Raw genomic sequence first — 24,959 nt, forward strand, 5'->3', positions numbered from 1 at the left:
GTCGTCTTGACCACGTTTGTTTCCGCGCGCCTGCGCATCGGCGCGCTGCTCGCCGGTGCGATCGCACTCGCCGGGTGCGGTGCGCCCACCGGCGACGGCGCGCTCGGCGACTCCGCCGTCACGCGCGTCAACTGCGGTATCGACATCGGCGTCGATTCCCCACCGCAACGCGTCTACGCCGCCTATCAGCCGTCCATCGAGATCGCGCACGCCCTCGGGGTCACCGACCGGCTGGTGGGCACGGCCTTCCTGGATGCGGCGGTGCTGCCCGAATACCAGGACGCGCAGGCGCGGGTCCCCTATGTCGAGAAGCTGCCGAGCCGCGACGAATTGCTGTCCCAGCAGCCCGATTTCGTGCTCTCCGGCTACAACGGGGTATTCGCGAAATCCGCCCAGTCCAGTGTCGGCACCCGCGCCAGCCTGCACGAGCTCGGGGTGCGCACCTGGGTGCTGAGCCCGCTGTGCCCGAGCGCCGACGGACTGGCGGACGAGGCCATCGACCCCGCGACCGTGCGGTTCGAGAACGTGTACGCGGATCTGCGCGATCTCGGAGCGCTGTGGGGCGTGTCCGAACGCGCCGACCGGGTGGCGACCGATCTGCGCGACCGGATCGAGGCGGTGCGCGCGGCCGTCGCCGGAGCCGAACGCCCCCGGGTCGCGGTGGTGACGCCCAAGGACGACGGCTCCTACACCGTCGCGGGCGGCATCGACTTCGTCACCCGGATCATCGAGGCCGCGGGCGGGGAGAACGCCTTCGCCGACCTGACCGACCGCCGCAATGTGCCGATCGGCGCGGAGGAGATCATCGCCCGCGATCCGGACATCATTCTGACCAGCCTGTGCTGCCGGGCCGACTACACCCGCGCCGACGGGCAGTCGCAGGTCGACACCATCACCGGCAATCCGGCCTTCGCCAATCTGAGCGCGGTGCGCGCGGGGGCGGTGCACCCCTTCCTGTTCGCCGACCGGGCGGCGGGGGTGCGGATCGCCCACGCGACCGAACTGGTCGCCGAGTTGATCCACCCCGACCTGTTCGGGCGGTGACCCGCGGTCTTCGCGGCGTCGGCATGCCGGTGGCCCTCGCCGCGCTCGCACTGGTCTGCCTGGCCTCGCTGCGGGTCGGGACGCATCCGCTCACCGTCGATCAGGTGGTGGCGGCGTTCACCGACTTCCGGGGGACCGATGCCGACCGGGTGGTGCGCTACATCCGGCTGCCCCGCACGGTGGCCGGCCTGCTGGCGGGTATCGCGCTCGCCCTGGCCGGAGCCGTCATGCAGGGGCTGACCCGCAATCCGCTGGCCGGGCCCGGACTGCTCGGCATCAATTCGGGCGCGTCGCTGGCGATCGTCATCGCCATGGGCGTGCTCGGCCTGAGCGCGCCGGGCGGCGTCGTCTGGTTCGCCTTCGTCGGTGCGGCCGTCGCTGCGGTATTCGTGTACACGCTGGGCTCGCTCGGCTTCGGCGGAGCCACCCCGGTGAAGCTGGCCCTGGCCGGTGCGGCCTGCGCCGCGCTGTGCGGTTCGGTCACCACCGCCGTCACGCTGCTGGACCGCACCACCTTCGACAACTTCCGGTTCTGGGTGGTGGGTTCGCTGACCCGCGCGGATCTCGAATCCGTCTGGGCCGTAGCGCCGTTCATCGCGGTCGGGACCGTGTTGGCGGTGGCGGTGGCGCGCTCGCTCAACGCGCTCGCCATGGGCGAGGATATGGCACGCACCCTCGGCACCCGGCTCGTCACGGTGCGCGCCGGCGGCGCGGCGGCCGTGGTGCTGCTGGCGGGTGCCGCGGTGGCCATCGCCGGACCCGTCGCGTTCATCGGTCTGGCGATCCCGCATATCGCGCGGACCCTGGCCGGACAGGACTACCGCTGGATCCTGGCCTGGTGTGCGGTGCTCGGCCCGACGCTGCTGCTGGCGGCGGATGTGCTCGGGCGCGTGATCGCACGGCCGCAGGAGATCCAGGTCGGCATCATCACCGCCCTCGCGGGATCGCCGTTCTTCCTCTATCTGGTCCGCAACCGGAAGGTGGCGACGCTGTGACGCCCGTCCGGTCCGCGGTGCTGCCGTCGGGCACCGTGCTGCTGCGCTCTCCCGGCGGGCGGATTGCCCTGCGCGCACAACGTCGTTCGGCCCTGCTCACCGCGCTGTGCACGGTGGCCGCACTGGCCGTGGCGGCGTGGTCGCTCACCGTCGGCCACTTCCCGCTCACGGTCGGCGATGTGCTGCGGGTACTCGGCGGGGGCGGCACCCTCATCGAATACGACGTGGTGGTGCGGGATCGGCTGCCGCGCGTGCTCACCGGGCTCTGCGTCGGGGCGGCCTTCGCGGTCTCCGGCGCGATTCTCCAGCGCATCGCGACCAATCCGCTGGTCAGCCCGGAGATCATCGGAATCAATACCGGCGCGTCGCTCGGCGCGCTGGTGGTGAGCGTGGTGCTGGGCGGTTCGGGTCCGGTGCTGGTCGGCGGCGCGCTGGCGGGATCGCTGCTGGCCATGGCGATCATCGTGGCGGTGGCGACCACCAACGGTCTGGACGGCTACCGGCTCGTCCTGGTCGGCATCGGCGTGACGGCCATGCTGTCGGCGGCCATCTCCTTCGTGCTCACCCGGGCGAACATCTACGAGGCGCACACCGCCGCCCGCTGGCTGACGGGCAGCCTCGCCAATCGCGATTGGAGCCATGTCGCGCTCGGGGTCGCGGCGCTGGCCGCGGTGACGCCGCCGCTGCTGGTGCTGGCCCGCACCCTGCGGCTGCTCGAACTCGGCGACGACCTGGCGGCCACCCTGTCCGGACGGCGCGCGCCGTACCGCACCACCCTCATCGTCCTCGCCGCCGTGGCGGCCGCCCTGGCCACGGCGGCCGCCGGACCCGTCGCCTTCGTGGCACTGGTCGCACCGCAGATCGTGCGGCGGTTGCTCGCCGAGCGCGATGCCGGGCTGGTCCCGGCCGCCGCCGCGGGCGCGCTGCTGGTGGTCACCGCCGACCTGGCCGCCCGGATGCTGTTTCCCGCCGAACTCCCGGTCGGGGTGGTGACCGCCGTGCTCGGCGCTCCCGTTCTCGTCTATCTCCTGGCCCGCGCAACCCGGATCGGACACGCTGGATGACCGCCCACCTCACCACCGCTCACCTCACCACGTCTGCGCTCACCCTCGCCTACGGCGACACCCCGGCCGTCACCGACGCCACCGTGGACTTCCCCGCCGGGGCGCTGACCGTCATCGTCGGCCGCAACGGCTGCGGCAAATCGACGCTGCTGCGCGGGCTGGCCCGCCTGATACCGCCCGCGGCGGGCGCGGTCCTGCTGGACGGCGGCGATATCGCGCGGCTGCCCGCCCGCACCCTGGCCCGCCGACTCGGCATGCTGCCGCAGCAGCCGACCGCCCCCGACGGCATCACGGTCGCCGAACTGGTGGGTCGCGGCCGCCATCCGCACCAGCGCTGGTTCCGCCAGTGGTCCGACGCCGACGAGGCCGCGGTGCACCGGGCCATGGCCGCGACGGACACCCTCGAACTCGCCGACCGCACCCTCGACGAGCTCTCCGGCGGCCAGCGCCAGCGGGTGTGGGTCGCCCTGGCCGTGGCCCAGGACCCGGAGGTGATGCTGCTCGACGAGCCGACCACCTTCCTGGATCTGACCCATCAGCTCGATGTGCTGGATCTGCTCCGAAATCTGTTGCCGCGCACCATCGTCGTGGTGCTGCACGATCTCAACCTGGCCGCCCGCTACGCCGATCACCTCGTCGCCGTGAAGGACGGCCGCGTGGTGGCACAGGGCGCGCCGACCGAGATCGTGCGGCCCGACCTGGTGGCCGAGGTGTTCGACCTCGACTGCACCGTGATCGACGACCCGGCCACCGGCACACCGCTGGTGGTTCCCGCCGCGCGAAAGGTCCGTACCGCATGACCCGCCGTCATATCCTGGTCGCCCGCCCCACTCCCGCCGGTGTCGACCTGCCCGCCGTTGCCGCCCTGGCCCGCGCCTGCGGTCTGGGCTACGCGCTGCTGGATCAGGGTGAGCCGACCATCCACGAGGTGCTGGACGCGGCCGCCGCCGACGACGCGGCCGTCACCCTCATCCCCCTGGCCGTCCCGCGCGACCGCTATCTGGAGACCTGGATCGCCCGCGCGGTAGCCAACTGGAAGGAGACCCGCGACCGCGACCTCGACGTCCGCATGACCGAGAGTATCGACGGCGCACCGGATTTCGCCGCCCTGATCCGCTCCCGCAAGCAGGAAGCGGGTACCCCCGTCACGGCGAGCCCGCGCGCCTTCCGCAGCCCCGCTTGGTCGGAGATCCCCGAGCACAGCACCCATATCCTGGTCTGCCGCGGCCCCCGCTGCACCGTCTACGGCGCGGCGGAACTCCACCGCACCCTGCGCGACACCCACCCGGATGCCCTCATCACCCCGACCGGCTGTCTGCATCCGTGCAATCTGGGGCCGCTGTACATCACCTACCCCGACGGGCGGTGGCATTCGGGGGCGGCGGTGGAGACCGCCGAGGCGGATCGGGTCGGCTAGCCGCTCGTCAGCGGCACCGGCTGCGCTACGGGAAATCCAGCGCGGCTCGGCGGGCAGCCCCGATCAGCACGGCGGCAGCCCAATCAGCACGGCGGGCGGCCCAATCAGCACAGCCGCTATCCGAATTCCAGTGCGTCCCAGACCGGTCCGGCGAGCAACCCGATCAGCACGGACAGCACGGCCGCCGCATAGGCGGTGACGGCGGCCGCGCCCGGCGGGGACGGTTCGATATCGCCGCCGCCGCGCACGACCGGAACCACCCAGCGCAGGTAGTAGAAGACGCTGGCGACCGTATTGACCAGCGCCAGCACGGCCAACCAGCCCAGCCCGGCGTCGAAGGCCGCGGTGAAGACGGTCAGCTTGCCGACGAACACACCGGTGGGCGGGGTGCCGATCAGGCCGAACAGACACACCAGCAACGCCGTTGCGAGCGCGGGTCGACGCCGCAGCAGCCCGGTGTAGTCACCGAGGGCGCGCCGGGCGGGCAGCGCGCACACCACCGCGAAGGCACCGAGATTGGTGACCGCGTAGGCGGCCAGATACAGCAGGATCGCGGGCACGGCCAACTCCGACCGGCCCACGGCGGCGACGCCGGCCAGCAGGTATCCGGCCTGGCTGATGGTGGAGTAGGCGAGCAGGCGGCGCACATCGGTCTGGAAGAAGGCGGCGAGGTTGCCCAGGGTCATGGTGGCGGCGGCGATGACCGCGATCAGCACCCCCCAGCGCAGCTCCCCGTCCGCCGACACCACCGTGCCGAATCGCGAGATCGCCACGATGGCACCGAGTTTCGGCACGGTGCTGACCACGGCGGCCACGGCGGGATGGGTGCCCTGGGTGACGTCGGGCACCCAGAAGTGCGCCGGTACCGCCCCGGCCTTGAACAGCAGCGCGCCCAGCAGTGCGACCGCGCCCACCGCCAGGGCGGCGCGCGGGGCCGTCGGCGCGGCCTCGGCCAGCGCCGCATAGGTGGTCGCTCCGCCCGCGCCGAGCACCAGGGCCGCGCCGAGCAGCATGGTGGTGCCGAACAGCGCGCCGAGCAGGTAGTACTTGAGGGCGGCCTCCACCCCCTCGGCGTCCTTGTCGAATGCCGTGAGGGCGTAGAGCGGAATACTCGCCAGCAGGTACGCGGCGATGAGCACCAGCAGATCGGCGGCCCCGGCCAGCAGTACCGCGCCGAGTCCGGCCAGGGTCAGCAGCACCACGAACTCGGATTCGCGGGCGGCGGCCCGGGTGCCCGGAATCGACAGCGCCAGCAGGAGCAGCAGGGAAACGGCCACCGTCAGGCGTACCGCGTTGGTCGCCGTGTCGACGTCGTAGCTGCCCTCGAATATGGTCGCGGGTGGGTCGTTCCACACCGCGATCGTCGTCACCACTGCCGTGAGCGCGGCCACGGCGGCCAGCAATCGCACCGGCCACTGCCGGGCGCGCGGCAGAAACGAACCGAGCAGCAGCCCCGCCACCGCGGCGACGGCCAGCGCCGCCTCCGGGGCGAGCGCCGCCAGATCCGCGCCCATCTCACCGCTGGCGGCGAGCACGACGGTTGCTCCGACCGCGGACGTGGTCACCTCCACCGCCTCAGCCCTCCACCACCAGGCCGAGCAGCCGTGCCGACGGCTCGATCACGTCGAGCAGGAAGCGCGGGGTCACACCGATGACGAGCGATCCGGCCAGCAGCGGAATGATCGACACCGCCTCCGGCGCGCTGACATCGGTGAACTCCCCGGCCCGCCGCGGTCCCAGGAAGAGGCTCTGATAGGCGCGCAGCAACAGCGCGGCGGTGATCAGAATGCCGGTGAGCGCGATGGCGGTGAGGACCGGTGCGGGCGCGAAAGAGCCCAGGAAAACCTGGAATTCGGCAATGAACCCGGAGAAGCCCGGCAGCCCGAGCGAGGCCATGGACGCCACCGCCGTGGCCGCCGCCAGCACCGGGGCGCTCGCGGCGAGACCGCCGTAGGCGTCCAGGTCGTAGGTCTCGCGTCGCGCGTACAGCACGCCCGCGATCAGGAACAGCGCGCCGGTGATCAGCCCGTGGCTGACCATCTGCGTGACCGCACCGGAAATCGCCAGCGTGCGAGCCTGTTCGGAATTGCCCGCCAGCAGACCGGCCGCGCCCAGGGCGAGCAGGATATAGCCCATGTGATTGACCGAGGTGTAGGCGATCATGCGCTTGAAGTTCCGCTGTGCCAGGGCGACCAGCGCGCCGTACAGCACGCTCACCACACCGACGATCACCATGGCCAGCGCGAAGCGCCGCCACGCCTCCGGCAGCAGCGGCATGGCGATGCGGACGAAACCGTAGGTGCCCAGTTTCAGCAGCACACCGGCGAGCACGGCCGAACCGGCGGCCGGCGCCTCGGTGTGCGCGGGCGGCAACCAGGTGTGGAAGGGCACCGTCGGCGTCTTGACGGCCAGCCCGAGCACGATCGCCGCCAGCGCGAGTGCGCCGCGTGCCACGTTGTCCGCCAGGGGATTCGCGGCGGTCAACTCGACGATGTCGAAGGTGTGCGGGTCGGCGGACAGGTACAGGACGATGAAGCCGAGCAGCAGCGCCAGCGACCCGATGAAGGTGTAGAGGAAGAACTGCAAGGCCGCCCGGCGTGCCTGCCCGTGCCCCCACCCGTTGATCACGAAGTACATGCCCACGATCGACAGGTCGAAGAAGACGAAGAACAGCACCAGATCCAGGGAGACGAACACTCCCAGGCAGACGGTCTCCAGAAAGAGGAACAGCCCCGCGAACCAGCGCACCCGCCGGTTCTCCCGCAGCGAGTAGACCGCACAGGCCAGGAACAGCACGGTGGTCATGGCGACCAGCGGCAGGCTGAATCCGTCCAGCCCGACGTGATAGCTCGCGCGCAGGCTCGGAATCCAGGCGGCCCGCTCCTCGAAGGCGAAGTCGCCGGGTGCGGGCGGAGTGCGCCGATACGACCACCACAGCGCCGCCACCAGCATGACCTCGGCCGCACTCACCGCCACCCACACCCAGCGGACGACACGATCGCCCAGTCGGGGTACCGCCGCCAGGACCAGCGCCGCCGCCAGCGGTAGGAACACCAGCACACTGATCATCTCGCACCTCCTCTCGTCTCGGTCACCCCGTGCCTGCGTGGGGAACTCACCGCCACACCCGACATCCGCCGTCCGCTACGCCTGCCCCCGTGCGGCGCATTCCGCTGTCTCCACTTACGGGTCTCGATCTCCGTCACTCGTGCCTCCCGCCGCTGCGGTCCGCTGCCCTTTCGGCCCGAACCCGCACGGCCGGGCCCGAACTCACGCCCGCCGAACCGCACCGCCCACACTCCGGACGCCCCGACCCACGGCTGCTCGGCTTCGCCTTCGGTTGCGCACGGCACCCGAAGCCGCCGGTATATCGGTCGCGCGGTCCGCACCCCCTGTCCCGAAGTCCATGTCGTTCGATCACCCGCCGCCCGCTGGCCGGGCGGCGGCCGAACGGCATCCACCCGTGCCGCGCGCTCCACCTCACGCCAGCACCAGCAGCACCGCTGCCATCAGCACCATGAGCACTGTCGCCTGGGCGTAGTACTGGTGCAGCGCACCGGTTTCCGGGCGGCGTGCCCACCGGCCCAACGCGCGTGCGCCGGCGGCGGCTGCCCCGACACCGCGATCGATGACGCGCTCCGGGCCGTGAGCGGTCGCGCGGGCCACGGCCAGACCCGCGGTGGCGACCGCGCGCACCGCCGCGGCCAGTGCCCGATCGTCGAAACCGCCGAGTCTCCCGGCGAATTCGGTGCTGCCCCGCGCGATCGAGTGGGTCCCGGCGGCGAGCACCCGATCGTCGAATCGAGCCAGTGCGTGCGCCGCCGCCAGTACCGGTGCGGCCACGAAGCGTCGCACCGCCGATTCCAGGCCGAGCCATCCGGCGAACGAGGCGGGGGCGGGCACATCGCCGCGCCACCGGAGCACGGCGGCCGCCCCGGCGACCCCGGCGGCCGCCACCGCACCCGAGAGCAGCAGTTCCGGCCCGGTGATCGCCGGTGCCGGTAGCCCCAGCAGGTCGGCGAAACCGGTGCGGACCGCGGGCAGGGCCGCCGCACCGCCCACCACGGTGGCGGCGGCCAGCACCGGCAGCGGCAGCGCCTGCGCGGCGTTCACCCGGCGGGATCCGGATTCCTCCTCGTCCCAATGCTTTTCGGTATCAGCGACCGGCCGCGACCACACCAGTGTCAGTGCGCGCCCGGCGTACAGCGCACCGAGTACGGCGGCGGCGTACCCGGCGATGAACAGCGGTGTCGATATCTCGTGCGCCGCCGCCAGCACCCCTTCCTTGGTCGGCCACAGCGCCAGCGGCGGCATCTCGGCCAGGCTCAGCGCCCCGATCGTGAACGTCACGCCGACAACGGGATAGGTGCGGGCGGCACCGCGCAGTCCGGTCAGGTTCCGGGTGCCCAGGGCGCTCAGCCACGCGCCCGCACCGAGGAACAGCAGGCTCTTGGTGACCGCGTGCGCCACCAGATGACCGGTCCCCGCGACCACGCCGCCCATGCCCGCGGCCGCCACCATCAGCCCCACCTGGGCGCAGGTAGACGCCGCGAGCAGTTGTTTGAGATCGCTCTGGCACACCGCCACCGCGCCCAGCGCGACGGCGGTCCCCAGTCCGCCCCAGGCCGCCACCGAGCCCGCCCACGACGTGGCGGTGAGCAGGGGTTCCAGGCGCAGCAGCAGATATGCGCCCGCCGCCACCATGGTGGCCGAATGCAGCAGCGCCGACACCGGACCGGGGCCCACCATGGCCCGCGACAGCCAGAAGCTGAACGGCAGCTGCGCCGATTTCCCGAACGCCGCCAGCAGGATTCCGGCGGCCGCCGCATCCCGCCAGCCGCCGCCGGTGTCGGCCAGGGTGTCGAGTGCGAGCGTGGACGCGCCCCCGGCCAGCACCGCGCCCGCGGCGAGATAGAGGCCCAGATCCCCGGCGCGGGTGGCGAGGAAGGCGACCAGGCCGGAGGCGACCCGGTGCGAATCGTGTCGGCGGAATCCGATGAGGGCGTAGGAGGCCGCGCCCATGATCTCCCATGCCAGCAGCAGCGTGACCAGGTTCCGCGCGGTCACCGTGACCAGCATGGCGGCGGCGAATATCAGCATGAGGCCGTGGAATCGGGCCAGCGGCTCCCCGGGGCCGAGATCTCCGGCGGCGAAGACCAGGACGGCGACGACGATGGCGGCCACCGTCACGATCATGACCGCGGAGAGCCCGTCCACGCCGAGCGCCAGCGGGATACCGGACAGCAGCGGTGCCGACACCTCGCCCCGCTCCACGGCGTTCAGCACCGCGAGCACCGTGGTGAGCGCGGCGGCGACCAGGGCGGCGGCGGGGGCGAGGCGGTCGGCGCGGCGGCCGCACAGCAGCAGGGCGGCACCGGCCAGCGCGGGCACGGCGATCAGCGGCCACAGCACGGCCTCACCCCCTCAGATCCGTCGCGTCATCGACCGTGTCGATATCGCGGGCCCGGAAAACGGCGGTGGCCACGGCGAATCCGGCCGCCATCTCCACCGCCATGGCCGTCACCGCGACCACCACCAGCACCTGCGCGTCGGCGCTCGGCCAGGCGAAGTACCAGAACGCGGCGGCGGCGACGAGCACGGCGTTGATCATGAGTTCCAGCCCCATCATGATCATCACGATGGACTGCTGGGAGAGCACGCCGTAGAGGCCGACGCTGAACAGCGCGGCGGCCAACACCAGGAATTCGGGCAGGTTCACGGCCGCACCCCGCCGTCCACCGGATCGTCGGGAATCCTGCGGTCGAGCCGGTCACCGTAGCGGTCGTAGCGGCCGCGGTGGGTGGCCAGCACCACCGTGGCCACCATGGTGGTGAACAGCACCAGTCCGACAATGATCATCACCAGCATCTTCGAGCCCATCAGCGCCTCGCCCAGGGCGCGGGTCGGGTCGGGGGGCGGTGCGCTCTCGCGGCGTGGCCAGTCGGCCAGCAGGGCCACGGCGCTCAACGCGACGAAGACGACGGCCGAGATGACGAGCGCGCCGATTCTGTTGTGCACCATGCTCATCGGCATGAGCCCGGCCGGATTCATCATGTACATGACCATGAACAGCACCATGATCACCATTTCCATGATCATCATGAGCACCACGAGGACACCCAGGTAGGCCAACTCCACCAGGAATACCGTGCCCGCGGCGAACAGGAACGACAGCAGCAGCGCGAAGGTGGCCCGCGCCATCGAGTCCACCCGGAACACCGCAACGGCGGCGGCCACGGCTCCGACCGCGCACACCCAGAACAGGATGTGGGACATCATCTTCCGGTCGCCTCCCGTCTCAGAGCGTCACCATGAGCGACACCGCCAGGGCCTGTAGCAGGGTCAGCGGCAGCAGCACCAGCCAGGCCACCTCCATATAGCGCGACATCCGGATCGTGGGCCACGAGCGCCCGAGCCGGACCAGGACCGCCAGCACCGCAAGGGTTTTCACCAGGGTCCACAGCCAGCCCGGCAGCCACGGCCCGGCACCGCCGCCGAGGAACAGCGGCACCGCCATGGCCGCCGCGGCCACGAACAGCACCCGCCGCGCCACCCGCAGCAGCAGCCGATCCGGTCCCGACGTCTCCGCGAACACTCCCCCGGCGATCTCCGATCCCGCCGGCGCGTCGAACGGGCGGGTGAACGCCATGGCGGGCACCGACAGCAGATAGACCGCGAATGCCGCCGGCATGGTCACCACGAACCATCGATCCTGTTGCGCCGCCACGATATCGGCGATGCGCAGCGATCCGGCCCCCACCGCGGCACAGGTCAGCGCGAACATGTGCGGCAGTTCGTAGGCCACCCCCTGCGCCACGAACCGATAGCCGCCCACCAGCGCGAATACCGAATTCGATCCCCACCCGGCCGACCACACCGCCACCCAGGCCACCACTTCGAGCGCATTGAACCAGACCAGGCTCACCCCACCGTCCAGCACGACGGCCCCGCCGACCGGCACCAGCGCGGCGGCCAGTATCCCGGCCACCAGCACGACGACTCCGGCGGTGCGCCACAGGAGTGCATCCGCACCCGCGGTCCGGCGACGCTGCTGAGACAGCCCCAGCACCGCATCCCGCCAAGGCGCGCCGACCGCGGCCCCCACGGGCGCACCCGCCGCCCGAGCGCGCAGCACGGCCTCGACCGTCGCGGTACCCCACGCCATCACCGACACCACGACCGGCACCAGCACGGCCAGCCACCACGGCGCGAGCTCAACCACGCCCGACCTCCCGCGATGCCAGCACATCCAGATCGGGATCCACCCCGGCCACGATCAACCGTGCCTCCGCGAGCGTGACACCGGTGAGCAGTTCGGGCAGCACCGCGACAATCCATTCCACGCGCGCCACTTCCAGCGCGGGAAGTTCCGCCGCCCACCCACCGGCCGCCCGATCCCGCTCGGCCAACCCCCGATCCCGCTCGGCCACCTCCGTATCCCCCTCGGCCGTGTCCCAATCCGGCTCGGCCAGCTTCCGGTCCCGCGTCGCCTCCCGATCCCCCTCGGCCACCAGCCGATCCCGCGGCACCTCCCGATCGCGTCCGGCCCGCTGCCGATTCCACGTCGCCGCCTCATCCGGCCCCGCCGATCCGCGATCGCGCGGGGTCGCCATGGTGTCCCGGCCCCCGGGCGCGCGATCCGACCTGTCGATGCCGGAGGCGATCGTCCCCGAGCCCGACAGCAAGCACCCGATCTCGGCGAGCCGGGCGTCGAGGCGATCCCAGGTATCTCCGGCACAGCCGGGCGGCACCCCCGGTCCGTCCGCGACCGTGCCCACGCCACGCAACGACCACCGCAATGTCCGAGATCGCCGTATTCGGCGAATCCACCGGTGCCCCAGCGCCTTCTCATCCGCATCGAAATCACCGCAGGCAGCCCGCACACCCGCCTCCGACCCTCGTGCCGCACCCATGCCCCTGTCGGTGAGCAGCAGATCACGCAGCCTCCACCCGGCCCACGCGACATCCCCCCACCCCGCGACGGCCGAGAGCATCGCCACCGAATCCACCCGTCGCGCCGCCGCGTACCGACGCCGCACCCGCCCGCCGTCCACCACCCCGGTGCGCCCCGCCCACGGCTGCAGCCAGAACGATTCGACCCCTTCCGGCACGGCCAGCGTGGAAACCGTTGCACCGGTGACGATCCCGCCCTGCAATCGAGCGGTGACCACCAACCCGGCGGGCCACGACGCCAGCACCGGCCCCAGCGAAACGGTCACCTCGTCCAGCGTCAGCCCATCCCGATCCGCCGCCCGCTCGGCCATCGCCAAGCCCCCCGGCATCTCCATGCCACCGTGCTCGTGCCCACCATGACCAGGCCCGCCGTGGCCCGCATGCCCGCCATCCGCGTGCTCACGGTAGTCGTCCCGCCGGTCATCACTCCGCTGCTCTTCATGACGACCACGCTCCGCACCGTCGCCGCTCCCGCCGTGGTCGCCGTGCCCAGGCTCATCGTGGTCGTCCCGCCGGTCGACGCTCCCACCGCGCGGGCTTACCCCGCCCCGACCGTTATGCTCGCCGCCCTCGTCGCGTTCACCGTGCTCGCCGCGCGTACCGTCTTCACCGTGCGCCGCGCGTTCGCTGTGCTCCATCCGGTCGCATCCGGCGGGGTCAGCGGGTTGAGCGAATGTGCCGCCCACCACGGGATGCGCGGCGCGGGCAAACGCCGTACGGCGGTGAATGTCGGCGTGGTGCGGCGGTAGTCCACCCACGCTCGCACCACCCGCGCCGGACAACAGCCGTTTCCTCGCGAAAGCGAGTTCACTTGCGGCGCTGCTTGGTTCATGGATGTCGACGCGAACTGCGGGCAGGGGCATGGACTCGTGGACGCGCCCGACGCGGTCCTCGAACTCCGCGTCGCCGCGCCCGGCCACGATCAGCAGGTTCGCGGCGGCGGGGCTGTCCGCCCACTGCCACCCCTGCTCCCGCACCGCACATTCGACGGCGACCCGCACCCCCGTCCCACCGGGTGCGACCGCCAGCAGCGGCACGATGGCCATCCGCCCGCGCAGCCATCCGGTCAGGTCCACCGCAGCGCCCCCTCACGCCAGGCGTAGAGCACCGCGACCATGAGCACGGCCAGGAAGCCGAACATCTCGATCACCGCGCTCATGCCGAGGTCGGCGACCACCACGGCCCACGGATACATGTAGGCCATTTCCATATCGAAGGCCAGGAACAGCATGGTGACCGCATACCACCGCACGTGGTACCGCGATACCGCGTGCTCGCGCGCGCCCGCGCCGGACAGGAAGGGCATCACCTCCACCTGCGCCGCGGGCCGCACGGCGCGGGCCGCCGCGTACAGCACCGCCGTGGACGCCAGCCCGATCCCGACGAGGACGAGCAGATGCAGCGCCACCGCCGATCACCTCCCGTCCGTGTATCGGCGGCCGCGTGATCCCGCGACCGCGTATCACAGTCAGCGCCCCGGCCAGAGAACATCTCCGCTCACGGTACCCCGCATACACCCGGCCACACGGCGACCGCCGCGCCGCGCCAGCGCCCGCCCGTCTCCGCGACCGATCCGGACTGGCTCCCCCGATACCGGGCATCCGACGCACAGCTACGTGTATCCCGACCACCCCGTGTCCCCCGGGAACCGCAGTCGACCCACGAGGAGGTGTCAGCCAGTCGTGTCCATGGATCCGGACCCCGAACGCACCCCCGATCTCGAACCGGGTGGCGGCATCGCCCCCGGCTCCACCCCCGCCGGAGACCTCCCAGACCTCCGGCCTCTCCGCTCCGGAACCCCCTACCCGCCATCATTTCCCACCGACCGGCGTACTCACGATCGCCGCGGCCCTGTTGCTGGTGGCCGTCTTCGTGGTGGTGGCGACCGCGGTCGCCATCGGCTGACCGAGCGGCCGCCCCACCGTCACCACGGTGCGCGAACGGGATGCCAGCCGCGCTCACGTCAGCCGTCGTCCCGGGGTCGGCCCCACCCTGGGCGGGACCGACCCCGGCCTATCTCGGTCCGGCCGGAACCTCCCGGTCAGGCCCGACAGATCATGTCGAACGATCCGGTCGTCAGACAGGCGAGGAACGCCTGCAGCGGGCTGTAGCCGAAGAGTTCCAAGACGACAGGCGTGCCGTCCTGGCCCGTGAGCGTCTGCTCGGCGGGCGCGGGCTCCAGCGTGGGCGCGGCGGCGGCCAGGCCGGGCCCCACGGCGAGGGCGGCCGCCAGCGCTGTCGTCGCGGCCGCGATTCGTATTGTTCTGGTTCGTTTCAAGGGGTGTCCTTCCACGGGGACGAGGGATTTCGGCCGAGCCACGCTGCTCGGGCCGACTGTGGAGCGCGCGCCGCCTCCGATTGAACGGCAGCGTCCCCGGTACGACAAGGCAGCGGTCCGCACGCCGGACCGCTCGTCGGGTACGCACACGGGGCCCGCGAGTCGGGTAGTCCACTACCCGTGTGTGTCCGAGACAGCGGATCGTAGGCTGGTCACAGTGATTGGAAGGGCCTGGTTTCACCGTTCGTCACGCATATGGGGGTGCGAAATGCCTCTTCCCACACCAGCTTCCCCAGACCCCGGCGCAACCGGTGGCGAGTTGGGCGGCCACGAGCGCGGCGTACTCGGCGGCGCCTTCGCGTTGTTGGACAGCCTGGTGTCGGCCTCGGACGGGCTCGGTCTGAGCGCCCTGTCCCGGGCGAGTGGCCTGCCGAAGTCGTCCACGTACCGGATCGCGGAACAGTTGACGCGAGTGGGTGCGGTGCGCCGCGCCGATCGCCGCTATCACCTCGGCCCCCGGATGGCCCGGCTCGGGGGCGGGCAACGGGTGGATCCGATCTTCGCCTTCCTCACCGAATTGTCATGGCTCGGCGGTCTCGAGGGCCTCGACCGGCTCCGTATCGCGCGCAGCCCTTCCGGCCGCGAGTCCCATGCGTTCCGACCGCCCTGCGTGGCACTTCCGGACTCCTGGACCCGCACCGAATGGCACCGGCTGTCCACGGCGATCCCCGCCACTCGGGTCGAGAAAACCACAGCCCGAACCGATTTGCCCCGCCCAGGCTGCGTCGCGGCCCCCATCCGATTGCCGAACGGTGTCTGCGTCGGCGCGGTTTCGGTGGCGCTGTTGGTTCCGCTGCCACCCGGATATCTGTCCGATGTCGTGGTCGCGGCGGCGCGCAGGCTGAGCCATGCCTGCGGCCCTGCGGTGCGATGACCCGCCGCCGGACGCCGTGCGGCGTGCTGTCGACAGCCGGCATCAGACGTCGCTGCGCACCTGATCGTCGGATCGGTCCGCCGCCTCCTTGAACAGCGCGGCCGCAGCGTCCGCGGCCGCGTCGATCAGCCGGGGATCGTCGTAGAAGTCGATCTGGCCGACCGAGTCCAGCCACAGTTCGGTCTTCGGTGAGGTCACCGCCGCGTAGAAGGCGCGCGCCCACGACGGTACCAGGGCGTGCTCGGAATGCACGAGCAGGAACGGCACCGTCAGGCGGGCGGCGGCCTCTTGTGCGTCGAAAACCGCTGTGTGATCGAAGGATTCGACGGCGAAGGCATTGGTGTAGTTGGAGACGGCACCGCGTTCGGTGCCGTAGTACTCGTACGCCTCGCGCAGCGGCATCGCGACGTCGCCGCTGTCGGCCGCGACCGCCGGAATGCTCTCGGCCGCACCGGTGGCCAGCCGCCGTTCCCGGGCCAGGCGACCGCGTTCGATCACGGCCGGATCCGGCGGCGCGGCGGCGGTATCCGGGTAGACTCCCGCGACCCCGGCGAAGGCACGGATCCGCGCATCGTCGGCGACCGCCCGCGCCATATAGCCGCCTCCGGCGCAGACACCCAGCGCGACAACGGTTCTGCCCGCACACCGCTCATCGTGCTCCAGCGCGGACACCGCCGCCGCGATATCGGCGGCCTTGCCCAGCGGATCCTCCAACTGCCGCGGCGTCCCCTCGCTCGCACCGAAGGTGCGGTGATCGAAGGCAAGCGCGGCGAAACCGCGTCGCGCCATCGCCGCCGCGTACACCCCCGCCGCCTGTTCCTTCACCGAAGTCAGCGGCCCGGTCGTGACCACCACCGCCGTCGGCTCCCCCGGCGGCAGGTGCAGCGTGCCCACGAGCCGGTCGCCATCGCGGGTGAAGGTGAACGGAACTGTCGTGACTGTCATGTCGGCTCTCCCGATCGTTGTCGAAACCCACTGTGTTCTCGCCGGATTCGACGGTATCCCCACACCCGCGACGCCGGTAGAAGGCACTTCCGGGTGCCCTTGTCGCGGATCCGCGCGCCCACCGCCGACCGCCATCCGACGCGCGTCTTGCGATGGCATCGGGTGATTGGCACCATGGCAGCGGTATGTCATTGATTACCGATGCCGCTCGGGACAGTCTCGAGGGCTTGTCCGTAGGTGATGCGCTGGGTGCGCAGTTCTTCGTTCCCGGGAGTTCGCTCCCCGATCTGCTAGCCGGTCGGCCACCGGCAGGTCCATGGCAGTGGACCGACGATACCGAGATGGCCTGCTCGGTCTACGCGCAGCTGCGCGTCCGAGACCATATCGACCGCGACACGCTCGCGGCGGCCTTCGCCGACCGCTGCGAGCCCTACCGCGGCTACAGCGGCGGCACCGTCGCCGTGCTGCACCAGATCCGTGACGGCCGCCCCTGGTCCGACGCCGCGGGCGCGCTGTTCGACGGACACGGCTCCTGGGGCAACGGAGCGGCGATGCGAGTCGCTCCGCTGGGCGCGCGTTTCGCGGGGGATCCGGACCGGGCGGCGGCGCAGGGCGCGCTGACGGCCGAGGTGACCCACCGGCATCCGGAGGCGATCCTGGCGGCCATGCTCGTCGCCGTCGCGGCGAGCCACGCGGCGGCCACCCGCGGCAGGCACTGCCCGCCGACCGAATTGCTGGAGGCGGTGGAACCGTACCTGATCGACGGCCGCACCTCGGACGGCGTTCGCCGCGCCCGCCGCCTGCTGGGCCGATCGGTCGCCGAAGCGGCCCACGAGCTCGGCAACGGCGCTCAGGTCAGTGCGCAGGACACGGTGCCGTTCACGCTGTGGGCGGCCGCCACCTTCCTCGACGACTATCCGGCCGCCGTCACCGCGTGCGTCGAAGCCGGGGGCGATGCGGACACCACGGCCGCCATCGTCGGCGGCATCGTGGCGGCCCGCACCGGAATCGGCACCGAGAACGGCGTCCGCGGCGTACCGGCGCGCTGGCTGTCGGCGCGCGAGCCGCTGCCGACCTGGGCGACCGGCTGAGACCGCGCACAACCCGCGCCCAGGTGAAGGTGAGCGCGCCCGATCGAGCAAGATGGGTCGGCGAGAATCCCGAGTACAAGGAGACAGCGACAGTGCAACGCATCGGAGTGATCGGCGGCGGAACCATGGGTGCCGGTATCGCGGAGGTGGCGGCCCGCGCCGGCGGATCGGTCCTGGTTCTGGAACGCGACACCGAGGCGGCCGACGCCGCTGTGGCCCGCATCGAGAAGTCCCTGGCGCGGGCGGTGAAGTCGGGCCGCCTCGAGCAGGGCGCGGCCGACGAGGCCCGCGCGCGCATCACCCTCACCACGGCAATCGACGATTTCGCCGACCGCGAGCTGGTCATCGAGGCGGCCCCCGAGATCGAGTCGCTGAAGACGGACTTCTTCACCAAACTCGACGCCATCGTGTCCCCGGAGACCATCCTGGCCACCAACACCTCCTCGATCCCGGTGATCCGGCTGGCCAACGCCACCGCCAACCCGGGCCGCGTGGTCGGTGTGCACTTCTTCAACCCGGTCCCGGTGCTGCCGCTGGTCGAGGTCGTGGTGACGCTCAAGACCGACCGCGAGGTCGCCGACAAGGTGACCGCCTACGCCCGCGACATCCTGGGCAAGCGCACCATCGAATCCAAGGATCAGGCCGGGTTCATCGTCAACGCCCTGCTGATCCCGTACCTGTGCGGTGCGATCCGCATGTACGAGACCGGTTTCGCCAGCGCCGAGGATATCGACGAGGGCATGGTCAGCGGCTGCGCCCACCCGATGGGTCCGCTGCGCCTGACCGACACCGTCGGTCTCGACGTCACCCTGGCCGTCGCCGAATCCCTGTTCGCCGAATTCGGCGAACCGCAGTACGCGCCCCCGGTGCTGCTGCGCCGCATGGTCGATGCGGGCTACCTCGGTCGCAAGACCGGTCGCGGGTTCTACACCTACTGACGCCGCGCACCGGGATCGGCGTTCGGATGCCGTCGCCGGTCCCGGTCCCGGTCCCGGAGCACAATCGCGCGGCATCCGGCCGCGGCGCGTGCACACGGCGCGGCGGATCGGCGGGCATGCCGGAATCAGCGCCGTCCTGCCCGTCGATGTCGGTCGGTATGGGTAGCGTCAGCGGTTGTGGAGACTGGGGAACGCATACAACAGCTCGCGGACCGCATCATGGTGCTGCGGGACGCCTACTATCAGGGCTCGCCGCTGGTCGCGGACGCCGAGTACGACGCGATCGAGGATGAGCTGCGGGCGCTGGTCGAGGCGCATCCGGAGCTGACGCCCGATCCGAATCCGCTGGAGCAGGTGGGCGCGCCCAACGTATTGCACGCCCCGATCCGGCATGCGCGTCCCATGTTGTCGCTGGAGAAGGCGACCACGCCCGAGCAGGTCGAGGCGTTCTTCAACCGCTTCCCCGGCCAGCCGGTGGTGGTGATGCCGAAACTCGACGGCCTGTCCCTGTCGCTGGTGTACGAGGACGGGCGGCTGACCCGTGCGGTGACCCGCGGCGACGGCACCACCGGCGATGACGTGACCGTGCTGGTCCGCGCCCTGGTCGACGGGGTGCCCGAGCGGATCGATGCCCCGGGCCGGGTGGAGGTGCGCGGCGAGGCGGTGATGCTGCGCTCGACCTTCGCCGCCTACAACACCGCGCATCCGGACAAACCGCTGATCAACCCGCGCAATGCCGCGGCGGGCACACTGCGTGCCAAGGATCCGGCCACCGTCGCCGAACGGCGGCTGCGGTTCTTCGGTTTCGATCTGGACACCTCCGAGGGTGGAGCCGCGCTCGATCTGGAGGAGGGCCTGACGACGCTGGGCATCGCGGGCGCGCGGATGCGCCACTGCACCGACGCCGAGCAGGCGCAGGCCGCCATCACCGCCGTCGAGCAGGGCCGCAACGAACTCGACTACGACCTCGACGGCGCGGTGCTGCGCCTGGCCGACCGCGACGCCTACGCCGCGGCCGGAACGCGGTCGAACTCCCCGCGCGGTGCGCTGGCATTCAAGTTCGCCGCCGAGGAGAAGACGACGCTGCTGGCCGACGTGGTCTGGGATGTGGGCAAGACCGGCAAGATCGTCCCGGTCGCCTGGCTGGAACCGGTGTTCGTGGGCGGCACCACGGTCACCAAGGCCACCCTGGCCAATCAGGAGGTGATCCGCGCCCGCGACATCAAGATCGGTGACACGGTGCTGGTGCGCCGCGCGGGCGATGTGATCCCGTTCGTGGCGGGCGTGCTCGACGCCTCGAAACGCACCGGCTCCGAACGCGAGATCGTGCCGCCCACCGCCTGCCCCTCCTGCGAACAGCCGGTGGTCGAACAGGGCAACAGCCGAGAACTGTTCTGCACCAATGTGTCCTGCTCGGCGCAGACGGTGCGCAGGCTCATTCACTGGGCCTCGCGGGCGGCCGCCGATATCGACGCCATCGGACCGGTGTGGATCGAGCGTCTGGCCGACGCGGGCATCCTCACCGCCCCCTCGGACTTCTACACCCTCACCAAGGAGCGCCTGCTCGAATTCGACCGCATCGGCGAGGTCTCGGCACAGCGCATGATCGATTCGATCGACGCCAGCCGCGCGGTCGGCCTGCGCCGCGCCCTGATCGGGTTGGCGATCCCGATGGCCTCCGACGGCACCGCCGCCCGCCTGGCCCGTGCCGGATTCGGCTCCCTGGAGGAGGTCGCCGACGCGGGCGAGGAGCGCTTGGTGGCGGTGGAGGACATCGGCGCGAAGGTCGCCGCCTCTCTCGTCACCCACCTCACGCGGCTGCGCCCGGAACTCGAGCGGCTGCGCGCGGCGGGTGTCTCCCTCGACGTCCGCGCGGAGGACCTGCCCCCGGTCGTGGCCGCGGGCGCACCCCTGGCGGGCAAGACGGTGGTCATCACCGGCGCGATCAGCGACCCCCGCTCCGGCGAGAAGGTCGCCCGCCCGACCTTCCAGCGCCTGTGCGAGAAGGCCGGCGCCACGGCCGCGTCCTCGGTGTCGGCGAATACCGACCTGCTCATCACCGGCGCGGGTGTCGGCGACGCCAAACTGACCAAGGCGGACAAGCTCGGCGTCGAGGTCGTCGACCAGGGCCGGATCTGGACCATGCTGATCGAGGCCAATATCGTCTGAACCGCCACTCCGCTTCCCCTGTGGCGCAGCGATATTCGTGACGTCCAGTCCTTTTCGGGCGGCGCGGGGCGGCGTCTGGTAGAACGAGGTGATCGGCCGGGCCGACCTCGGCCGGGACAGGGAGAGGACGCGGGTGGGACCGATCGACGGTGCCGAAGTGCGCAGCCTGGCCCGTCACTGGCGAAAAGCGCTGTCGGACACCAGCTTCGTACCCAAGTCGACCGACGAGGTGGAAGGCGGGCTGGCGCGGTGGATCCGGCAGCTCGCGGCGGCGCTCGACCGGGAGAACTTCGATCCCGAGACCGGATCCGAGATCGGGATGGGCCTGGTGGAAATGGGCTACAGCGCGCCCGTCGTCGTCACCCGTTCCGCCGCCGTGCTGAACCGACTACCCACCCTGCTGCATCGACTGCCGGAGTACACCTATCGCGCCCGCCTCGCCGAACTCATCGGCGGGCTGGGCACCGGGTACGCCGACGCCCTGCGCGAGCGCACCCTCGCCGAGCAGGAGGCGATCATGCGCGGCATCGCCGAGGCCCGGCACGCGACCGCGGAAGCCTTGCAGGCCAGCGAGAAACGTTTCCGGGTCATCTTCGACAACGCCCCCGCCGCCATCGCGGTCGGCGATGTCTTCGGCCGGATCATCGACGCCAACGCCGCACTGTGCGCCATGCTGCGACTGCCGGTCGAGCGGCTGCTCGGCACGGCCGTGCTGGACTATCTGCATCCCGACGACCTGCCCGACGTACAGGAGATGATCTACCGTGACCTGGTCACCTCCGGCTCCGGAACCGTCCGCTTCGAGAAGAGATTCCGTAGCGCCGACGGCGAATGGCTGTGGGGCGCACTGGCGGTGACCTTCGTGACCGGCATCGGCGACGGCCAGGACTATCTGCTCGCCATCGGCGAGGACGTCACCGAGCGACGCCGCGTGCAGTCGGCCCTGCATCACCAGGCGCGACACGATCCGCTCACCGGTCTGCCCAACCGGCTGCTGCTGGCCGAGGAGTTCGCCGCCGTCCGGCAGCGCGCGGCGACCGAGCTGATCGGCCTGTGCCTGCTGGACCTGGACGGCTTCAAACAGGTCAACGACCGCAACGGGCACGGCGTCGGCGACCGGCTGCTGATCGCTGTCGCCGAGCGGCTGCGCGAGCGGGCGGGCTGCCCGGGCCGGCTGCTGGTCCGGCTCGGCGGTGACGAGTTCGTCGTCCTGATCACCCCGCCGACGACCACCCCGGATGTCATTGCCGCCGCGAACGCGCTGATCACCGCGCTGGCGGAGCCGATCCCGCTCGACGACGAGGCGATCCGCGTCTCCGGCAGCGTGGGAGTGACGGTGCGGCGCGCCGACGCCGGCGACCTCGACACCTTCATCGCCGCCGCCGACCGCGGCCTCTACCGCGCCAAGTCCCGCCATCGCGGCACCTGGACCCTCGACACCGATCCCGATCCGATCACCACGACCGAAAGACGCGTATCCCCATGACCACCCTTCCCGACTGGGCGCCGCCCACCGTCGACCCCACCGTCCCCTGCGCGGCGCGCATCTACGACTACTGCGTCGGCGGCATGCACAATTTCGAGGTCGACCGCGAGTTCGTGCGCCGCGGCTCGGTGCTGTGGCCGGAGCTGCCCTCGATCATGCGCGCCAACCGCGCCTTCCTACGCCGCGCGACGCTGGAACTGAGCCGTGCGGGGGTGCGGCAGTTCCTCGACATCGGTTCCGGCATTCCCACCTCCGGCAATGTGCACGAGGTCGTGCAGGCGCTCGATCCGGCGGCGCGGGTGGCCTATGTGGACATCGATCCGGTCGCGGTGTCGATGAGCCGGTCTCTGCTGACCGATGTGCCGAATACCGTCGCGGTGCACGGTGATTTCCGCAAGATCGACGATATTCTCGCCGACCCGGACGTCCGCGGTCTGATCGACTTCGACCAACCCGTCGCCGTGCTCCTGGTGGCCATCCTGCATTTCATCCCCGACTCCGCCGATCCCGCCGGTCTGATCGCCCGCATCCGCGACACCCTGCCGAAGGGCAGCTACCTGGCGCTGTCGCACTTCAGCAGCGACGGTCCGCCCGAGGCGGTGCAGGGCGTCATCGATATGACCCGCGCGACCCCCACCCCGCTCCAGCTGCGCCCCTACGACCGGGTGCACGCGCTGTTCGACGGATTCGACCTCCTCGAGCCCGGACTGGTCACCCTCGAGCGCTGGCGGCCCGACTCCGAGGAACCCGCCGAACCGGCCACCAACCGCTTCCACGATTACGCGGGCGTCGGCATGACCCGCTGACCACGCCGACGTCGATGCCCGCCCACCGGATCGGTCAGTCGTAGGCGACCTTCCAGCTCTTGATCGCGTTCAGCCAGCCCGAGCGCAGGCGGACGGGCGGGGAGATCTCCCGCAGGTCGGGCATCACGTCGGCGATGGTGTCGAACATCAGGTCGATTTCCAGGCGGGCCAGATTGGCGCCGGCGCAGTGGTGGTTGCCGGAGCCGCCGAACGCGACGTGCGGATTGTGCTCGCGCAGGATGTCGAACCGGAAGGGGTCGTCGAAGGCTGATTCGTCGAAATTGGCCGAGGCGTAGAACAATCCGATCCGGTCCCCCTTCGCGATGGGCCGACCGCCGATCTCGGTGTCGCGCAGCGCGGTGCGCTGAATCGCCACCACCGGGGTCGCCCAGCGCACGATCTCGTCGGGCGCGGTGCGCGGACGCCGCGCCTTGTAGATCTCCCATTGCTCCGGGTGGTCGACGAACGCCTTCATGCCGAGGCTGATGGCATTGCGGGTGGTCTCGTTGCCGCCGACGATGAGCAGCACCACGAACCACGCGAACTCCTCCGAGGTCAGGCCCGCGCCGTCGACATCGGCCCGCAGCAGCGAGGTGACGATGTCGTCGGCCGGACAGCCGCGCTTGTGCTCGGCGAGGTTCCACGCGTAGCCCATGACCCCGGCGGTGGCCATCCGGTGGTCGCCCTCGTAGTCCGGATCGTCGTAGCCCATCATCTGATTGGTCCACTCGAACAGCTGCCCGCGGTCGTCCGGCGGCACCCCCAGCAGCTCAGCGATGGCCTGCACCGGCAGCTCGGCGGCCACCTGTTCGACGAAGTCACCGCCACCGGATGCCCTGGCCTCGTGCACGATTCGCTCGGCGCGCGCCCGCAGCGCATCCCGCAGCGACGCCACCGCGCGCGGCGTGAAGCCCCTGGCGATGATGCGCCGATACCGGGTGTGCTTGGGCGGGTCCATATTCAGCAGCATCGCGCGCTGGATCTCGATCTCCGCCCGGGTGGCGTCGCTGGGTTGCCGGATGACCGCGGTGTTCTCCTCGGCGGAGAACACCTCCGGGTTCCGCGAAATCTCCTTGATGTCTTCGAGTCTGGTGACGACCCAGTAACCGCCGGTATCGAATCCGCTACTGGCGTCGGACTGCGGATTCCAGTACACCGGTGCGGTGCGGCGCAGTTCGGCGAATTCCTCGACGGGCAGCCGCTGGGCGAGCAGGTCCGGATCGGTGAAATCGAAACCGGGGGGCAGAGACGGCACGAAACCTCCTGTGACACATGATCACCAGAAGTGAACCACGCTGTATCCACAGTTGCGCGCTGGGACGGCACCGATTCAGGAGTCGTACTTCGTAATGGGATCGCCGGTGCCGGTGGTGATCAGCTGCGGCAGGCTCTTGGTGATGTAGAAGTTCCAGCCGCCGTAGCAGGCTTCGAAGCACTCCGATGCCGCGGCGTCGAGACCCACATGGGTGAAATGGAGGGTGGCGCCCTCCGGGGTGGCGCGGAGATCGAAGACGACGTCGGTGCCGGTCCACTCGTCCCGGTCGGCGATGAAGGTGAGCACCGAGTCCACGACGTGCCAGACCATCCGCTCGCCGGGGACGGCCTCGGTGATGCGGAATCGGCAGTAGCGGATGCCGGTCTTGTCCCGGACGGTCTCGCCCGCGTACTTGCTGTCGTCGGTGAAGATGAATTCGTCGTGCACCGCGACGGTGTCGCCGATGATGTTCTCGTTCCACCAGCCGCGGACATCGGTGATGGCCGCGTAGACCTCGTCGGGGGTGCGGTCGACGGACATGGTGGCGGTCAGGTGCTGGGTGTTCGACATTGTCGTTCCTCTCC

25 protein-coding genes are annotated in these 24,959 nt (G+C 71.0%); 13 read left to right on the plus strand and 12 right to left on the minus strand.

Annotation, left to right across the window (positions count from 1 at the left end; translation table 11 throughout):
* Positions 1-6: 6 nt before the first annotated feature.
* The 5 genes from QMO76_RS19940 to QMO76_RS19960 are packed head-to-tail and all read left to right on the plus strand — an operon-like array spanning position 7 to position 4,520.
* Complete coding sequence (locus QMO76_RS19940; RefSeq protein ID WP_306362828.1) at positions 7-1,044, plus strand: ABC transporter substrate-binding protein; 1,038 nt, start codon at positions 7-9, stop codon at positions 1,042-1,044.
* Positions 1,041-2,039 carry an iron ABC transporter permease gene (locus QMO76_RS19945; protein WP_306362829.1) on the plus strand — a complete coding sequence of 333 codons (999 nt, stop codon included), beginning with the start codon at positions 1,041-1,043 and terminating at the stop codon, positions 2,037-2,039. The genes QMO76_RS19940 and QMO76_RS19945 overlap by 4 nt, the downstream gene beginning before the upstream one ends.
* The gene (locus QMO76_RS19950; RefSeq protein ID WP_306362830.1) at positions 2,036-3,103 is read left to right on the plus strand and encodes an iron chelate uptake ABC transporter family permease subunit; all 1,068 of its coding nucleotides are present in this window, start codon (positions 2,036-2,038) and stop codon (positions 3,101-3,103) included. The genes QMO76_RS19945 and QMO76_RS19950 overlap by 4 nt, the downstream gene beginning before the upstream one ends.
* On the plus strand, positions 3,100-3,903 hold the full coding sequence (locus tag QMO76_RS19955) for an ABC transporter ATP-binding protein (protein ID WP_306362831.1): 804 nt from the start codon (positions 3,100-3,102) through the stop codon (positions 3,901-3,903). The genes QMO76_RS19950 and QMO76_RS19955 overlap by 4 nt, the downstream gene beginning before the upstream one ends.
* Positions 3,900-4,520, plus strand: coding sequence for a (2Fe-2S) ferredoxin domain-containing protein (locus QMO76_RS19960; protein ID WP_306362832.1), 621 nt, complete (start codon positions 3,900-3,902; stop codon positions 4,518-4,520). The genes QMO76_RS19955 and QMO76_RS19960 overlap by 4 nt, the downstream gene beginning before the upstream one ends.
* Positions 4,521-4,636: 116 nt before the next feature.
* Here the strand turns inward: QMO76_RS19960 and QMO76_RS19965 are convergent, their stop codons facing one another.
* From QMO76_RS19965 to QMO76_RS19995, 7 genes are all read right to left on the minus strand, one after another.
* The gene (locus QMO76_RS19965) at positions 4,637-6,085 is read right to left on the minus strand and encodes an NADH-quinone oxidoreductase subunit N (protein ID WP_306362833.1); all 1,449 of its coding nucleotides are present in this window, start codon (positions 6,083-6,085) and stop codon (positions 4,637-4,639) included.
* Between the two features lie 10 nt (positions 6,086-6,095).
* On the minus strand, positions 6,096-7,589 hold the full coding sequence (locus QMO76_RS19970; RefSeq protein WP_306362834.1) for a NuoM family protein: 1,494 nt from the start codon (positions 7,587-7,589) through the stop codon (positions 6,096-6,098).
* Between the two features lie 411 nt (positions 7,590-8,000).
* On the minus strand, positions 8,001-9,932 hold the full coding sequence (locus QMO76_RS19975; RefSeq protein ID WP_306362835.1) for a proton-conducting transporter membrane subunit: 1,932 nt from the start codon (positions 9,930-9,932) through the stop codon (positions 8,001-8,003).
* Positions 9,933-9,936: 4 nt separating this feature from the next.
* Entirely contained in the window at positions 9,937-10,239 is a 303-nt protein-coding gene (gene nuoK, locus QMO76_RS19980; protein ID WP_306362836.1) for an NADH-quinone oxidoreductase subunit NuoK, read from the minus strand.
* Complete coding sequence (locus QMO76_RS19985) at positions 10,236-10,799, minus strand: NADH-quinone oxidoreductase subunit J (RefSeq protein WP_306362837.1); 564 nt, start codon at positions 10,797-10,799, stop codon at positions 10,236-10,238. Before QMO76_RS19985 ends, nuoK begins: the two co-directional genes overlap by 4 nt.
* A 19-nt stretch (positions 10,800-10,818) precedes the next feature.
* Positions 10,819-11,742, minus strand: coding sequence for a complex I subunit 1 family protein (locus tag QMO76_RS19990; protein ID WP_306362838.1), 924 nt, complete (start codon positions 11,740-11,742; stop codon positions 10,819-10,821).
* Positions 11,735-12,808, minus strand: coding sequence for a hypothetical protein (locus tag QMO76_RS19995; protein WP_306362839.1), 1,074 nt, complete (start codon positions 12,806-12,808; stop codon positions 11,735-11,737). The genes QMO76_RS19990 and QMO76_RS19995 overlap by 8 nt, the downstream gene beginning before the upstream one ends.
* 21 nt (positions 12,809-12,829) lie before the next feature.
* Here QMO76_RS19995 and QMO76_RS20000 point away from each other — a divergent pair, with 21 nt between their 5' ends.
* On the plus strand, positions 12,830-13,222 hold the full coding sequence (locus tag QMO76_RS20000; RefSeq protein WP_306362840.1) for a hypothetical protein: 393 nt from the start codon (positions 12,830-12,832) through the stop codon (positions 13,220-13,222).
* Positions 13,223-13,539: 317 nt separating this feature from the next.
* Here QMO76_RS20000 and QMO76_RS20005 read toward each other — a convergent pair whose 3' ends face one another.
* Positions 13,540-13,881: an NADH-quinone oxidoreductase subunit A gene (locus tag QMO76_RS20005; protein WP_306362841.1), complete on the minus strand. Its 342-nt coding sequence runs from the start codon at positions 13,879-13,881 to the stop codon at positions 13,540-13,542.
* Between the two features lie 320 nt (positions 13,882-14,201).
* On the opposite strand from QMO76_RS20005, the gene QMO76_RS20010 reads away from it, so the two are divergent.
* Entirely contained in the window at positions 14,202-14,378 is a 177-nt protein-coding gene (locus tag QMO76_RS20010; protein ID WP_372342027.1) for a hypothetical protein, read from the plus strand.
* A 136-nt stretch (positions 14,379-14,514) separates the two neighbouring features.
* Here QMO76_RS20010 and QMO76_RS20015 read toward each other — a convergent pair whose 3' ends face one another.
* Positions 14,515-14,751, minus strand: a complete 237-nt coding sequence (locus tag QMO76_RS20015; protein ID WP_306362842.1) for a hypothetical protein — start codon at positions 14,749-14,751, stop codon at positions 14,515-14,517.
* A 268-nt stretch (positions 14,752-15,019) separates the two neighbouring features.
* Here QMO76_RS20015 and QMO76_RS20020 point away from each other — a divergent pair, with 268 nt between their 5' ends.
* Positions 15,020-15,685 (plus strand): helix-turn-helix domain-containing protein, encoded by a 666-nt coding sequence (locus tag QMO76_RS20020; protein WP_306362843.1) that lies wholly within the window; start codon positions 15,020-15,022, stop codon positions 15,683-15,685.
* 42 nt (positions 15,686-15,727) lie between these two features.
* Here the strand turns inward: QMO76_RS20020 and QMO76_RS20025 are convergent, their stop codons facing one another.
* On the minus strand, positions 15,728-16,630 hold the full coding sequence (locus QMO76_RS20025; protein WP_306362844.1) for an alpha/beta hydrolase: 903 nt from the start codon (positions 16,628-16,630) through the stop codon (positions 15,728-15,730).
* A 227-nt stretch (positions 16,631-16,857) separates the two neighbouring features.
* Between QMO76_RS20025 and QMO76_RS20030 the strand changes: the two genes are divergently transcribed.
* The 5 genes from QMO76_RS20030 (at position 16,858) to QMO76_RS20050 (ending at position 23,120) form a co-directional block, all read left to right on the plus strand.
* The gene (locus tag QMO76_RS20030) at positions 16,858-17,721 is read left to right on the plus strand and encodes an ADP-ribosylglycohydrolase family protein (RefSeq protein ID WP_306362845.1); all 864 of its coding nucleotides are present in this window, start codon (positions 16,858-16,860) and stop codon (positions 17,719-17,721) included.
* 92 nt (positions 17,722-17,813) lie between these two features.
* Complete coding sequence (locus QMO76_RS20035) at positions 17,814-18,659, plus strand: 3-hydroxybutyryl-CoA dehydrogenase (RefSeq protein WP_306362846.1); 846 nt, start codon at positions 17,814-17,816, stop codon at positions 18,657-18,659.
* A gap of 177 nt (positions 18,660-18,836) precedes the next feature.
* The gene (ligA, locus tag QMO76_RS20040; RefSeq protein ID WP_306362847.1) at positions 18,837-20,828 is read left to right on the plus strand and encodes an NAD-dependent DNA ligase LigA; all 1,992 of its coding nucleotides are present in this window, start codon (positions 18,837-18,839) and stop codon (positions 20,826-20,828) included.
* A 133-nt stretch (positions 20,829-20,961) separates the two neighbouring features.
* Positions 20,962-22,314: a diguanylate cyclase domain-containing protein gene (locus tag QMO76_RS20045; protein WP_306362848.1), complete on the plus strand. Its 1,353-nt coding sequence runs from the start codon at positions 20,962-20,964 to the stop codon at positions 22,312-22,314.
* Positions 22,311-23,120 (plus strand): SAM-dependent methyltransferase, encoded by an 810-nt coding sequence (locus QMO76_RS20050; RefSeq protein ID WP_306362849.1) that lies wholly within the window; start codon positions 22,311-22,313, stop codon positions 23,118-23,120. The genes QMO76_RS20045 and QMO76_RS20050 overlap by 4 nt, the downstream gene beginning before the upstream one ends.
* Before the next feature lie 34 nt (positions 23,121-23,154).
* Here QMO76_RS20050 and QMO76_RS20055 read toward each other — a convergent pair whose 3' ends face one another.
* On the minus strand, positions 23,155-24,375 hold the full coding sequence (locus QMO76_RS20055) for a cytochrome P450 (RefSeq protein ID WP_306362850.1): 1,221 nt from the start codon (positions 24,373-24,375) through the stop codon (positions 23,155-23,157).
* Positions 24,376-24,450: 75 nt separating this feature from the next.
* Positions 24,451-24,945: an SRPBCC domain-containing protein gene (locus QMO76_RS20060; RefSeq protein WP_306362851.1), complete on the minus strand. Its 495-nt coding sequence runs from the start codon at positions 24,943-24,945 to the stop codon at positions 24,451-24,453.
* Positions 24,946-24,959 lie beyond the last annotated feature (14 nt).

This window comes from Nocardia sp. CC227C (genome assembly GCF_030767025.1).
Taxonomy (GTDB): domain Bacteria; phylum Actinomycetota; class Actinomycetes; order Mycobacteriales; family Mycobacteriaceae; genus Nocardia.